The organism is Shewanella goraebulensis, assembly GCF_030252245.1.
Classification (GTDB): Bacteria; Pseudomonadota; Gammaproteobacteria; order Enterobacterales; family Shewanellaceae; genus Shewanella; species Shewanella goraebulensis.
Genome location: NZ_CP126972.1, coordinates 4,369,059 through 4,384,426 on the forward strand (window position 1 = coordinate 4,369,059; position 15,368 = coordinate 4,384,426).

Genomic DNA, 15,368 nt, shown 5'->3' on the forward strand with positions numbered 1-15,368 from the left:
ATTTATGTCTGAAATGACCCCTCGCGAGATTGTCCACGAACTAGACTCGCACATCATTGGTCAAAAAAATGCTAAACGTTCTGTGGCAGTTGCGCTTCGTAACCGCTGGCGCCGTATGCAACTTGAACCATCATTTCGTCAAGAAGTGACGCCAAAGAATATCTTAATGATTGGCCCAACAGGTGTAGGTAAAACTGAAATTGCCCGCCGTTTAGCCAAGCTAGCTAATGCACCATTCATTAAAGTTGAAGCGACTAAGTTCACTGAAGTGGGTTATGTAGGTAAAGAAGTTGAGCAAATCATTCGTGATTTAACTGACTCAGCTATCAAAATGACTCGTGAACAGCAAATGAAAAAAGGCCGTCATCGTGCTGAAGAATTAGCTGAAGAACGTATTCTTGATGTGTTATTGCCTAAGCCAAAAGATGATTGGAACACTGAGCAAAAAGACGACTCAAATACCCGTCAAATTTTCCGTAAAAAACTACGTGAAGGTCAGCTTGATGATAAAGAAATCGATATCGATTTAGCGGCACCACAAGTTAGTGCTGAAATCATGGCCCCACCAGGCATGGAAGAAATGACTAACCAGCTTCAAAGCATGTTCCAAAACTTGGGCCAAACCAAAGAGAACCGCAAGAAGGTTAAGATTAAAGAAGCTTTCAAGCTGTTAATTGAAGAAGAAGCTGCCAAGCTAGTCAATCAAGAAGACATGAAAGAACAAGCCATCGATTTGGTTGAACAAAACGGTATTGTGTTTTTAGATGAAATCGACAAAATTTGTAAGCGCGGCGAAAGCTCTGGCCCTGATGTATCTCGCGAAGGTGTGCAACGTGATTTACTGCCGTTGATTGAAGGTTGTACAGTCACGACTAAGCACGGCATGGTTAAAACTGACCACATCTTGTTTATCGCTTCAGGTGCATTCCAGATGTCTAAGCCATCAGACTTGATCCCAGAACTTCAAGGCCGCCTGCCTATCCGTGTGGAATTAAGCGCATTAAGTGCCGATGATTTCAAACGCATTTTAACTGAGCCACATGCATCATTAACTGAGCAATACGTTGCGTTAATGGGTACTGAAGGCGTTAAAGTTGAGTTTGCAGAATCTGGTATCGAAAAGATTGCTCAAGCCGCTTGGCAAGTCAACGAAACCACTGAAAACATTGGTGCGCGTCGTCTACATACTGTGATGGAAAAACTGATGGAAGAGATTTCATATGATGCTTCAGAAAAGTCTGGCAGCACATTTGTCATCGATGAAACTTACGTTACAGATCATCTTGATACCTTAGTAGAAGATGAAGATTTAAGCCGCTTTATTTTGTAATTTGGCAGTGATGTGTGTCAATTGTGACCTATCACTAATTTAGTCATCCTGTTTTTAGTTAACATTAACTAATATACATCAATGACTGCTTTTAAAAGGTGGTGAACTCAATGAGTGACCACCTTTTTTATTATTATCGTTTTATCATTTTTGCTATTCATTGTTAAACTAACAGCATTGCAATAAGAGAGTAACCGTTATGAGTTCACCCAATGTAACTAACCTTAAATTGAAGCGTAAATCAAAGTTACTTGAAGTCACTTTTGATAACGGTGACGTATTTAATATCAGCTGTGAAATGCTCCGAGTCAACTCACCCTCCGCAGAAGTACAGCGTCACGGTAACCCTATTTTAGTAACTCACAAAAAAGCGGTAAACATTAAAGCGATTGAGCCAGTGGGTAATTATGCCGTAAAAATCATCTTTGATGACGGCCATGACACAGGGCTATTCTCATGGAAGTTATTACATGAATTTGGCGCTCATCAGGTAGAGATTTGGGAAAGATACTTAGCAAGACTACGTGCTGAAAAGGGTTCTCGCGAACCATTGATTGATATGAACATTAAGTACTCTTAGCGTTCATTTCCTAACGTGGTTTTGGTTGAGAACAAAGCGCTTCAGATGTATCTCAGTGGCCAAAACTGAAACAAGGGAAATGATAGTATTTCCCTTGCTTACCACTTTGTCATTTCAGAAAAATTGATTCATTCCGATGTTAGCCTAATGACCAATCTTCTCCCCCTCCTTGCTCATCTAACTTTTTAAAAACTTTAATCGCTCTCATCACCCTTACTTAGTATCTTGAGCTTAGCCTAAACCCAAGACTCAATATGTAAATCATGCGTACATTACCGATTACTTATTGAATACTCTGCATGCCAATGATAGATTAGCGACTTATTATGATATAACATATCATTATCATACCTAACCAATTAATCACTTGAGTATCAATATGAATAAGCCCGCCCAAATACTATTAGATCGCCTTGCTATTTCAGCTTCAGCGTTGTGCGCACTCCACTGTATTGCGGGTCCATTATTATTAGTACTTTTTCCAACGATGTTGGCACTGCCTGTCAGTGATCATTTTTATCATATACTCATGGTGTGGTTTATCATCCCAACAAGCAGTATCGCAGTATTCCTAGGCTGTACACGGCACAAAGATCCTACTGTGCTAGTGTTAGCTTTTTTTGGAATGATAACCTTGGCAGTAACAGCTATTTATGGACATGACTTGTTTGGTGAAACAGGAGAGAAGCTAATGACACTGGCATCAACCATCATTCTGGCATGTGCGCATTGGCGTAATTACTCTCTTTGTCGCAGTGATTCTTGTGAGCATGCTGAGAAGTGATTTTTTGATTTTTTGATTTTTTGATTTTTTGATTTTTAAGGAAAGATAAGATCCCAATTAATCTCGACCAAACTCCAAACTTCGTTTGGATTAACGTCGTGGCGCTTCACCCACACCAGAGTCAAGGGGTAAAGCGCTTGTCCCCCTTAACAAACCCTCAGCGCCCCAGACGAAAAATGCTGAAAAGCGCATAATTTTCAATGGGGATTGATCCAGATTTTTACTCCGTTTGTATCCGTCTTCGGTCATTGTCGAAAAGCCCTAACGCTTCCGATAGGCCATCCGTGGCCTAACGAAAGCTAGCTTGGCATCCATGCCAAGCTCACGGCCTTTTCTTTTTGACCTCAATTCAAATGGAGTCAATTCAGCCAGCAAGATCACTTGATTAAATTATATCTATTAATCATTATCATCGATTCTAATTTGAGAATTATTCGGGAGTTCTAGGTCTAGAATTGAAGACTTACCATGCTCTATTGTTATGTAATCCCAGGACTCTAATCTCACTAACTGCTCTCTTACAACTGTTCTAGTCCAACCAATAGCTTCAGATAAATTTCGTTCAGAAGGTAATTTACCACCTACTTTAACGTTACTTTTTAAATATGAAACCAAATCAGATAAAGCTTGGTATTTACTTAGAGCAGCCTCAAAGCTTGCATTTTGTTTGTTTACATCCAACCTAACTTGTTCAGTCTCTTTAACAGCCTCTTCATTTATCTCATTCCCTAAATACTCTTGTGCAAACTTTAAAAAGCTATCAGCCCGATACATATGAAATTTGTTATCAGCACTATCTTTAAACTCTTTTACAAGTTCAGGTCTTGGTCCGATAGTTTTTCCATTCTGACTAAGCCACCAGTCATCTTTTGCATCGTCCGTAACCAAGAAAATATCATTGTTTGCTTCTTTAGCTTGTTCTAGGATCTGCTTCCAAACAATAAAATCACCATATTTCCGACTCTCAGATTGAAAGTTACTTTTATCCTTGGACTTTGATGAGTCCATATACCCAGGAGGAATGTGCTGGGCATACCTATCCTCCCCTTCTACAAAAATATTTTTTAATTCTTCTTTGCTATATGCTTTGCCAACTTTACCTTCAAAAATTCTCGCAATATTATCTTTGATAGGATCATTATTGATTCGATCAGTGTGAGTTTTCTTACTAGAAAAAAGCTCCATTTTTAAAGAAGTAAATGTTTCGTTATATTTTGCTAGAGATTCTTCACTAACAAATGGATGCTGACGAGCATTATCTAATTTTTTCTCTAAAGAATTAATTGCATTTATTGTGTCGTCGTATGATTTTTCTTGTTGAATGATAACTGTAACTCGATTCCTTAAATACTCTTCAGCTACTTGATAAGGTATCCATATGCGATGTTTCTCTGCCTCTAGGATATTTAAAAAAATATTCCTAGTCTTATCTGAATACCTATATAAATTAAGTAAAATATTGGCATCAAAAACCAAAGTTGCACTTTTCCACAATAATTGTAGACGCTCATCACTTTCACTGAAGTAGCCTGGAAACAACTCTCTCATATAATCTATTCCAAATATTTTTGTCAACACTTTGTGTAACCAACGCTACTATATGAATGATTGTTTAGCTAGCCTATAAAACCTAATTAAAATAATTATTTAAACTGGATCATAACCGCTGCAATAAAAGTTTGAGAAACAGATAACCGTCTGATTTGTCAACAACCTCCTTGTGAAGTTGCTGAGGGAGTTGAAGAAAATAGCGTAAGTCCTGACATGGATGTCAGGCTAGCTTTCGTTTAGCCATATATGGCCTATCGGAAGCGTTAACTATTTTCGAATAAAACCGAAGGTGACAACTTCGCTGGAGCGGCTAGGGATAACGAAAAGGGAAAAGCTGTTGTTTCCCTTTCGTCAGGTGTGGGCGAAGCACCACGACCTTGACCTTTATAAAAGTCACAGTGGCCGTAAGGTTATAATTCCCAAAATAAATCCTATACCAAAGTCCAGACACAAAAATGCCAGCTAATTAGCTGGCATTTTTAAGTTTACGCTTTTAAAACGTAACCATCTTATCAAAGATTAAACTGCAGCTTGAAAAATCACGCTGTCAGCTTTCTTAGTGTAAGACTCAATCTCATCGAAGTTCAAGTAACGGTAAGTGTCAGCTGCTGTTGCATCTAACTCTTTCGCGTATTCTTGGTACTCTGCAGGAGATGGTAAACGACCCAATAGTGCAGCTACGGCAGCTAACTCAGCAGATGCTAAGTAAACATTTGCGCCTGTACCTAAACGGTTAGGGAAGTTACGTGTCGACGTTGAAACGACTGTTGAGTTCTCAGCAACACGTGCTTGGTTACCCATACACAGTGAACAACCCGGGATCTCGATACGTGCACCAACACGACCAAAGATGGCGTAATAGCCTTCTTCTGTCAGCTGATCTTTATCCATCTTCGTTGGTGGAGCAATCCACAAACGAGTAGGTAAAGTCGTAGCAAACTTATCAAGCATCTTACCCGTTGCACGGAAATGACCGATGTTAGTCATACAAGAACCAACGAAGACTTCGTCAATTTTAGTATCAACAACTGATGATAATAAAACAGCATCATCTGGATCATTCGGTGCACAAAGAATTGGCTCTTTGATGTCAGCTAAATCAATTTCGATAACTTCTGCGTATTCAGCATCGCTATCAGCATCCATAAGATCTGGATTAGCAATCCACTCTTCCATGCCTTTAATACGACGTTCAATCGTACGACGATCGCCATAACCTTCAGAGATCATCCACTTCAACATCACGATGTTAGACGTTAGGTATTCAATGATTGGCTCTTTATCTAGCTTAATCGTACAACCTGCAGCACTACGCTCAGCTGATGCATCAGATAATTCGAATGCCTGCTCAACTTTAAGTTGCTCAAGACCTTCAATTTCTAGTACACGGCCAGAGAATGCATTGATTTTGCCTTTCTTCTCAACCGTTAGTAAACCCATTTCGATTGCTTTTAATGGGATTGAATGAACAAGGTCACGTAACGTGATACCTGGCTGCATTTCACCTTTAAAGCGAACCAAAATAGACTCTGGCATATCAAGAGGCATAACACCTGTTGCTGCTGCGAATGCAACTAAGCCAGAACCCGCTGGGAATGAAATACCGATTGGGAAACGCGTATGTGAATCACCACCAGTACCAACAGTATCAGGAAGTAACATACGGTTTAACCAAGAGTGAATAACCCCGTCACCTGGACGAAGTGCAACACCGCCACGATTCATGATGAAGTCAGGCAATGTTTGATGCGTGTTCACATCAATTGGCTTTGGATATGCCGCTGTGTGACAGAAAGACTGCATGGTTAAATCGGCACTAAAGCCTAAACATGCTAAATCTTTAAGTTCATCACGAGTCATAGGCCCTGTAGTATCTTGCGATCCTACAGAGGTCATCTTAGGCTCACAATATTGGCCAGGACGAACACCCGTTACGCCACAAGCTTTACCGACCATTTTCTGCGCAAGCGTATAACCCTTGTTAGATGCTGCAACGTCTTGTGGACGAACAAATACATCTGAAACAGCAAGACCTAGTGTTTCACGAGCACGGTCAGTTAGACCACGACCAATGATTAATGGAATACGACCACCAGCACGTACTTCATCAAGCAGTACTTCTGTTTTTAATTCGAAAGTTGAGATGACTTCATCAGTGCCACCACGCTTAACAACGCCTTCGTATGGGTAGATGTCGATAACATCGCCCATTTCCATTTTACTAACGTCTAGCTCAATGGGTAGTGCGCCAGCATCTTCCATAGTATTGAAGAAGATTGGTGCAATTTTGCCACCTAAACAGAAACCACCAGCACGCTTATTTGGTACATAAGGGATATCATCGCCCATGAACCAAAGTACTGAGTTAGTTGCTGATTTACGCGAAGAACCTGTACCAACAACATCACCCACGTAAACTAACGGGTTACCTTTGGCTTTTAGTGCTTCGATTTCTTTGATTGGGCCCACTGTGCCTGCTACGTCTGGTACGATACCGTCACGCGCATTTTTTAGCATGGCTAAAGCGTGTAATGGGATATCTGGACGTGACCATGCATCTGGTGCAGGTGACAAGTCATCAGTGTTGGTTTCGCCAGATACTTTAAATACTGTTAGCGAAATCTTATCAGCAAGTTTAGGGCGGTTTAGGAACCACTCAGCTTCTGCCCAAGAAGTAACGATTTGCTTAGCAAACTCGTTACCTGCTTGCATTTTTTCTACCACATCGTGGTATGCATCAAACATTAATAAGGTATTTGATAATGCTGTTACTGCGATTGGCGCAAGTGCATCATTATCTAATTGAGCGATAAGCGGCTCAATGTTGTAACCACCTTGCATAGTACCAAGTAGTTCAGTAGCACGCTCAGTAGATAGAATTGGTGACGATACAGAGCCCTTTGCTACTGCATCTAAGAATGCCGCTTTTACGTACGCAGCTTCATCAACACCAGGGGGAATACGATTCTCTAATAGGTCAAGAATTACAGCCTCTTCACCAGCAGGCGGAGTCTCAACTAACTTTACTAATTCAGCCACTTGTTGTGCATCTAATGGCTTAGGGACAACACCCTCTGCAGCACGTTCTGCGACGTGTTTACGATATGCTTCTAGCACGGCAACATTCCTCTTTGTTTTGCGCCTAACAGCGAAACTGAACGTCATTTGATATGAAATTTATAAAAAATGACCATTCCACAGGTTCGGGCTTGAAATCCGACCCGTAGTATACTACAGGTTTGCAAAAGTATGAATTAGATCACACTCTAATGGAGACGAAATCGATGCTAATTTTTAGCTCGCAGCGTAATTTACCTGTCACTTTAAACAAATAAAATTAGACAATAGTTTAAAACAACATAAAAAACCATTAAATTCAACCCATTAAACTATACATAAATTTTAAATCAATCCTAGAAAGCAATTGAATAACTTAGATGATTTTTTGCATTTTTTTTATCTTTTCTGCATAGTCTTTGAACAGTTTTGCACCACAAACCACCCAAAGCGTACTTATTCAACTTTTTTGATTAGCTATTCATTATTAACGATTCACTTTAGTAAGGATTTATTATGAGTTCTACCACTTTAGAAGCGGTCATATTTGATATGGACGGTATTATCATCGACACTGAACCCGCTTGGCAGCAAGCTGAGGTTGAAGTACTCAATCAACTTGGGGTGCCTATTACTGTCGAAGATGCCGAGATCACCACAGGATTAAGAATCGATTTTTTAGTGAGCTATTGGTATCAGCGCCATCCTTGGCCTAATTATGATAATCAGCAAGTTGCGCAACAGATTATTGATAAAGTCATCACCTTTATTGAAACTCAAGGTAAGCCGATGCGTGGAGTGATTAATGCATTAAACCTTTGCCAGCAACAACAGCTAAAAATAGGTTTAGCCACATCGTCATCTTCGGATTTAATTGCAGCGGTAATGGGTAAGTTGGGGATTAAAGATTATTTCATGGCAATTGAATCAGCTGAAAACCTTAAATATGGTAAGCCGCACCCTGAGGTTTACCTTAACTGCGCGGATGCATTAGGAGTGCACCCATCACTTTGCTTGGCGATTGAAGACTCCTTTAACGGCTTAGTTGCCGCAAGAGCCGCATCGATGCAAACAGTGGCAATACCTGCAGAAAACGTAGCAGACCAAGAACGCTGGCAGCATATTGCTCACCAACAAATAGCACATTTAGATTTATTAGGTACCGTTTTGAAATAGCTGATGTCTTCAGTTTTCGTCTATAGTTAAGACATGTCGCTTAACAAGAAAGGCCGTCATTGGTGACGGCCTTTCTTAACGAGCAATAGCTAAAGCAATTAGAAATTCTTACCTACGAACAAATAAAATGCTTGTTCACCGGTATCGGTAAAACCAAACCCTAAGGCTGCAGGCCCCCAACTGGTATCTGTACCTAAGTAAACACTCCCTGCGTAGATAAGATCATCTAAGTCAATATCATCTTTATTAATCCAAACATTACCAGTTTCAAAGCTTGTCCCAAGGTAAAGCGGTACATCGGATAACAATACATCTCTACCTAAATCATATTGATAGATAAGCGCGCCAAATACTTTATGCGCTCCCGCTAATGCGCCTTTGTGATAACCTGACAAGTTTAAAAAGCCACCGAGTTCTGAAACATGCAAAGTAAACTCTCTATCGACATCTACTGTTGCTAAAGCCACCTTACCAACAATCGCATGATTACCCAGTTTTAATGCCCCTTTCCAATCGGCCTCATATTGCAACGATAGCTCATCAGATTTTTCCTCTATAGCACCTTTATAACGTTCGTCTCGAATCGATGCCTTAAAGGTCAGTCTTTGTCCCTCTGTCGGGAAACTAATACTGTTTAACGTATCAAACGAAAATGCAAAATAGCCACCTATAGATTCGTAATCTAAATCAATAGAAGATACAGCCCTGTTAGATAAATCTCCTATTTCGCCTACAGCGCCAATTTCTATTAATCCTGCATGCGAATAGTTGTACCCTATGCCAATCTGAACTTGGTTGAGAGTGTTTTTAAGCTCGTAAAGTCGGTCGTTGCCATCATAAAAATCCCAATCTTTGATTTCATACTCATAAGATACTCGACTATAAAAATCTTGGTCTCGGCTTAGGGGTTGATAAAACTCTGTACTGATCCTTTTTTCATAGCCTAAGTCTATTTCATTTCGCCATTCCCCACCATTTTCGGTCAGTTCCCCCATGGTATAGGCTAAGCTTAAGGTAATTGCAGAATCTAGGGTAAAGTCATCTTCCCAGTTAAATCCAATATCAAAGTAATTCGGCCCCCAAGATTTGGCTCGAGTGTTTACGGTTAAAACCCGTCCTTCTTCTGTGTCTTCAAATTCAGCATCAACACGCTCAAATTTGTTTAATGAGTAGAGACGCTTAATCCCCTCCTCTAAAGACTCTTTGGTGATCACTTCTCCTTCATCAAGGTCTAAAGTTTCTCGCAATAATTTTTCGCTAACTTTTGAGTCATTATCAAAAACAATTTTAGTTGAAGGGCGATTTAATTGATTGACTAGCAAGGTTTTCACTTGTTTCTTGTCTGCTTGATACTGCTGGTATTCTTGTTCGCTTACACTTAAATGTGCCAGCATAGGTAAGGCAGCCTCACCAGCAATGCGTCCCGCCTCTAATGCTTGCGGCATAATTGCAAAATCTGTCGTGCTCATGCCATCAATAGCTGGACGAATAAGCACATCTCCTTCAGCCAATAAGGTTTTTTGATGTTCGGTGGTGGCCATAGTCAAAATAGTAGAAAGTTGTTCAAGCACAGCGATAGTACTATCCAATTCCTCTTTCGATGCTAACGGAGAACCTATATCAATGGCGATAACAACATCTGCGCCCATCGCTTTAATCACATCAATAGGCATGTTGTTGGAAATCCCACCATCAACCAATAACATGCCATCGATTTCGGCTGGTTGCAGTGCACCTGGAACGGTGGCAGAGGCTTGCATCGCTTTAACGATACTGCCTTTTTCTAATACTACTGCGTGACTCGTTGCAAGGTTTGTTGCTACTGCACGATAAGGAATTGCTAAATCATCAAAATCGCCAAACTGCTCAACTAAATCTGTTGAATAACGAAGCAACTGTGACATTGTCTGACCACGTAATAATCCACTGGGCGCAGTAAGGCCGCCATTTTTATAACCTACATTTATTGGAATATTAAATTTGTCGCGATGCTGTTTATCACGATAGGTAAGATTTTCACGAGGAATGGTATCAGAATACCCTTCAGCCCAAGGCGAGCTGAGCATAATTTCTTCAATTTCTGCCGCTGTGTAGCCTAATGCGTACATACCACCAACATAAGAACCAATACTGGTACCCGTGACATAATCGATAGGAATACGGTGCTGCTCTAATACTTTAAGCACACCGATATGGGCTGAACCTTTTGCTCCCCCGCCACTTAATACGATACCGACAGAAGGTCGCTCTTTGGCTTGAACAAAACTTGTTACTAAGCTCAGTAAAATCAACAGTGCGATCTTGCGACCCATATATAGCATCCCTATCTTAAAATTATTCTCGGTGCCATTCTAACAAAGAAAAACCAACATTAATAAAACCTTTCAAACCAATAATTAACAACCAAAGCTATGATCAATCATTCTTACCTATATGATTTGATGATAAACCAATAAAACGATCTAGCTGGTTTCGTGGCATTGGCTTAGCGAAGTAATAGCCTTGGATGATGTAGCAACCACGACTGAATACTTGTTCCATCTGCTCATAGGACTCAATACCTTCAGCGACTACATGTAATTTAAGGTTTCTGGCAAGCTCAATAATACTGCTTACAATGGCTTGGTCAGCTTCATTGGTAGCAATATCAATCAGAAATGAACGATCAATTTTTAAGGTATTGACTTCAAAATTTCGTAAATAAGCTAGAGATGAATATCCGGTACCAAAATCATCAATCGCCACTTCAATACCCAGTAGCTTGAGCTGAGTTAAGTGAGAGTTAGCAATTTGCATCTCTTTCATCAAAACCCCTTCAGTGATTTCGATGGCCAAACATTTTGGCGGCATCCCCGTATCAGCTAAAATAATTTTTAAACTATCAATAAAATCAGCTTGCCTAAATTGCACTGCTGATACATTGACTGAAAGTTGAAATGGTTCATCATATAACTCATTCCAACGCGCTCCATCCACACATGCTTGCCTGAGTACCCAGCGATCAATATCAATAATCAGTCCACAGGACTCTGCTACTTTGATAAAAATATCAGGGCGAATAAAACCATCTTGTGGGTGCTGCCAACGAATAAGCGCCTCCATGCCAATAAATTTATCGCCCTGTAAAATATCAATTTGTGGCTGATAAAATAGCTCAAGATCATTGTTCTCTAACGCTTTACGAAGTTCTGATTCTATTCTCAGGTGATACTGAGCCTCAGCGTTTCTCTCTGCTGAGTAATATTGAAAATTACCGCGGCCTTCTTCTTTAGCGTGGTACATTGCCAAGTCAGCATTTTTAATCAAGGTTTCTGGATCTAGGGTATCTTCTGGCCAAATACTGATACCAATACTCGTGGAAACAAAGAACTCGCGACCGAACAACCTAAATGGTGCGCAGATTTCCTGCAGTATGGTTTCAGCAACCAAATTGACTTGATCAACATCGTTTGCATTTCTCAGTAAAATAACAAACTCATCGCCGCCAAAACGACATACTAAGTGTTGTTCGCCCACGCTATTTTGCAACCGTTTAGCCGCTTCCACTAGCAAGGCATCGCCCATACTATGGCCGTAGGAGTCATTCACATGCTTAAAACGATCTAAATCTAAAAACAGTAACGCAAGCTTTTCACCAAACTGGTTGGCATTATCGGTGATGTTGGTCAGTTTACGATTGAACATCGAACGATTAGCCAGTCCTGTGAGCACATCATAATTAGCAAGATTTCGTAAATTTAATTCGTTTTCTTTACGGCTGGTAATGTCAGAAAATACCACAACGTAATGCTGCGCATCCCCTTGTTTGTCCAGCATCACCGAAATATTTATCCATACCGGAAAGGACTGATTATGCTCTCTAATAAAAGTGAGTTCGCCATTCCAAGAGCGCTCAGTAACCAACAAATCATCTATATTGTAAGACTGATTACTTGAATGCATGAGTGATTCAAAGGATTGGCCTATGAGCTTGTCTTGCCTGCAATGCAATAAGGTATTAGCCGCGGAATTTACGACTTTGATGCACTTTTCTCTATCAAGGATCAGCATGCCTTCTGAGGTGTTTTCAAACGCTTTTGCTAATAAGTCTATTTCATTTTGTAATTCTCTTTGCTCAGATATTTCAGTATAGATACCTGCAACGCGCTCTAATTGAGACGTTTCTGAATTACGAGAAACCATCCGGCCACGGATCCGGAGCCACCCAACCATACCGTGGACTCTATGGTAGCGAAACTCTATATCGACAGCATTTTGATCACCTTTTAGCAGCGCTAACCACTGTTGATTAACCGCGTCTTTATCTTCTTCAATAATAGGCAAGTCGGGTAAATAGTAAGAGAACTGTCTACGTTCGCCTAATATCCCAGATTTATTTTCAAAATGAATTTGATTTGATTCGCTATCCCACTCCCATAAATCTGAGTCACTGCCTCGTAATGATTGACGTAACTTATCTTCACTTTCTCTTAGGGCCGAATTAATTCCAATAACACGCTGCACTTGTTTTTGGCGTAACCATACGGATGAAAAAGCGATGAATAAAATAGTAAATAATACAACGGCTTTAAACCATTGCGATGCCCACCAATACTGTTCAACTTCAAATTCGAACTGAAAAGGCTCGTTTGCCCAAACACCATGACGTTGATGGAGTAAATCTAAGGTGTAAACTCCGGCTTTGAGGTCGGCAATGTTGATCTGTGTTTGGCCTACTAGTGAAATATATCGTGGGATTTCAGCTGAACCTTGTGATACTAGACGATATTTAAGGCTCATTGATGCTGTATTGATATAATCAAATGTGGTCATTTGAAAACTGATTAGCTTGGCATCTGGGCGAACTTTATCGAAAGAGCTAGGCAGTAAATTGAGCTCTGTATGGTCTTCATAAAAGACCGATATCGACTCAAGAAAAATATCATCCTCTTCCACACGTTGAGTCAATTTTTCAACATCTATCAACATCGCACCATCAGGGCTTCCTAAATAAAGCCCCAAATTTTCGTCATAAAAAGCAGCAGATTCATTAAACTCTGAGGAAATGAAACCATCATTAGCCGCAAAGACTTCAATTGCTTTAGTCGCTCGGTTTTGACGAATAACGCTCGACGAACACCCCACCACATTGTACTTAGGCAGTTGTTGTATGAAGTAAATCGTCGAACACTCGGCGTTCCACATTTCATTGACTGACACTGCACTATTCGTGGTGGTATTAAATTGGATTAAGCCATCTTGATAGGTACCAAGCCATAAATGTTCTTCATCGATATTAATGATGTTATTAATAGAAATATTACTGAATTGGCTTATTAATATATCGGCAAGAGAATTGAACCTATTATATTGATCAAAATATCCGAAAAACTTTTCTCCTCCCACCCATAGTCGATGCGCTTTATCCCGATACACACTACTGATATTAACTGTACGCTGACTATTATTATCGTCAAATAATGGAATCGAAACGATGTCTTTAAGTTCAGGTTCCCAATAATAAAGGTGATTAAACCCTCCCCACCAAATTCTGCCTTCTAAATAGGGATCTTGATAAGCCGTGAATAAAGCTTCTCCCTTAAGGCCATCACTTAACGAAGCAAATTGATCAAATGGAACTTGTTCATCTGATTGCTTGTTATAGACAAAAACACCGTTAGTTGTAGCAATAGCAATGTGTTCGTCACCTAATTCTGTGATCCCATAAACAGAGTCGCTTGCTTCAAACCCAAAAGGTAAATGTAAACTGGAACTCATATTTTGTTTATCTACAATCAATAATCCGCCATCGCCGCCAAGCCAAACTTTTTCAGGCTCGGCAAAGATGCTCCAAATCATTTCATCTTGTAGGCGGTATTTTGAAGCTTTATTAAAGTAATCAATTAAAAAATCAGGTTTTACTGCTAACAAGGCTAAGCCTTCACCAGAGCCACCAACCCAAATCAAATCATGTGAATCCACTGCGATATAGTCGACGTAATCAATATCGGTATGAAGCTTTAATTGATCTTTATAGGACTCAATGCTGTCATTTGAAGGGTTATATGAGAATAACCCTGATGTGGTGGTCATCCATAACAAGCCTCGACTATCTTCTACAAGTTGATGAATATTAAAGGGCACTGTTGATATAGGTTCGAGCGAGTTATTGGCAATATCAGCCTTAAAAAGCCCTTTACTGGTATATACCCAAACATTGCCGAATGAATCAACGTAAGTTCCTCGAATAGAAATATCATCTCCCCAATCAAGTTGCTTGATCAATTCACCTTGATAATCTCTTACTTCAATTTGATAACGAGAAGAATAGATAAATTTGTTGTCAGCGAGTTGACCAACGCTATTCCAAATTAGCCTATCGTCGAGTTTATATTGATGAATTAATTTGAGTTGTAAGCTGCTTACATCAAGCTCAAACATGCCTCCTGATAAGGTCAATAATGCTAAGTTGCCATTATTCAATTGAGTATATGCATTGATATAATCATCTAAAAAAGTATCTGTTGGACCGAGTAAATCTGAAAATTGATTGTTTTCTATATCGTAGAGGACAAGCGAGGTAAGCGTACCTATGAGTAAGTGCGTTTTATCAACTTTAACGAGGAAGTTAATGTTTTCATCGGTTAATGCATTAGCTGTATCAGGTTGGTCAATTCGGCGAATGACCGAACTACTCACTCTAAAAAGTCCTTGTTCAGTCCCTAGCCAAACATAACCATAGTCATCAAACTCAATATCATTGATGGTGTAATTAGCTAAGCCATCTTGAACATTGAACAAACGCTGAACCACATTAACAGCATAAGCTTGAGTGCAAAAAATGATTGTCAGGCATAAGACTGTAAAAAACCGTAGAACGCTTTTTATCATTATTAGGTAGGTACTCTTTT

8 protein-coding genes are annotated in these 15,368 nt (G+C 39.9%); 4 read left to right on the forward strand and 4 right to left on the reverse strand.

What is annotated here, in order from left to right; all coding sequences use genetic code 11:
- The first annotated feature begins 4 nt into the window (after positions 1-4).
- The 3 genes from hslU to QPX86_RS18430 all read left to right on the forward strand — a co-directional run bounded on the left by hslU (position 5) and on the right by QPX86_RS18430 (position 2,694).
- Positions 5-1,330: an ATP-dependent protease ATPase subunit HslU gene (hslU, locus tag QPX86_RS18420; RefSeq protein ID WP_285163469.1), complete on the forward strand. Its 1,326-nt coding sequence runs from the start codon at positions 5-7 to the stop codon at positions 1,328-1,330.
- A gap of 199 nt (positions 1,331-1,529) precedes the next feature.
- Complete coding sequence (locus QPX86_RS18425) at positions 1,530-1,910, forward strand: gamma-butyrobetaine hydroxylase-like domain-containing protein (protein WP_285163471.1); 381 nt, start codon at positions 1,530-1,532, stop codon at positions 1,908-1,910.
- A 379-nt stretch (positions 1,911-2,289) separates the two neighbouring features.
- On the forward strand, positions 2,290-2,694 hold the full coding sequence (locus QPX86_RS18430) for a MerC domain-containing protein (RefSeq protein WP_285163472.1): 405 nt from the start codon (positions 2,290-2,292) through the stop codon (positions 2,692-2,694).
- A gap of 399 nt (positions 2,695-3,093) precedes the next feature.
- On the opposite strand, the gene QPX86_RS18435 is transcribed toward QPX86_RS18430, so the two are convergent.
- Together QPX86_RS18435 and acnB are read right to left on the reverse strand one after the other, a co-directional pair.
- A complete protein-coding gene (locus QPX86_RS18435) occupies positions 3,094-4,272 on the reverse strand; it encodes a PIN domain-containing protein (RefSeq protein ID WP_285163473.1) in 1,179 nt (392 codons plus the stop codon).
- 492 nt (positions 4,273-4,764) lie between these two features.
- Positions 4,765-7,362 carry a bifunctional aconitate hydratase 2/2-methylisocitrate dehydratase gene (gene acnB / locus QPX86_RS18440; protein ID WP_220755046.1) on the reverse strand — a complete coding sequence of 866 codons (2,598 nt, stop codon included), beginning with the start codon at positions 7,360-7,362 and terminating at the stop codon, positions 4,765-4,767.
- A 456-nt stretch (positions 7,363-7,818) separates the two neighbouring features.
- On the opposite strand from acnB, the gene hxpB reads away from it, so the two are divergent.
- Positions 7,819-8,478 carry a hexitol phosphatase HxpB gene (gene hxpB / locus QPX86_RS18445; protein WP_220755047.1) on the forward strand — a complete coding sequence of 220 codons (660 nt, stop codon included), beginning with the start codon at positions 7,819-7,821 and terminating at the stop codon, positions 8,476-8,478.
- Between the two features lie 98 nt (positions 8,479-8,576).
- Here hxpB and QPX86_RS18450 read toward each other — a convergent pair whose 3' ends face one another.
- On the reverse strand, positions 8,577-10,790 hold the full coding sequence (locus tag QPX86_RS18450; RefSeq protein WP_285163474.1) for a patatin-like phospholipase family protein: 2,214 nt from the start codon (positions 10,788-10,790) through the stop codon (positions 8,577-8,579).
- 103 nt (positions 10,791-10,893) lie between these two features.
- On the reverse strand, positions 10,894-15,348 hold the full coding sequence (locus tag QPX86_RS18455; protein ID WP_285163475.1) for an EAL domain-containing protein: 4,455 nt from the start codon (positions 15,346-15,348) through the stop codon (positions 10,894-10,896).
- Positions 15,349-15,368: the final 20 nt, after the last annotated feature.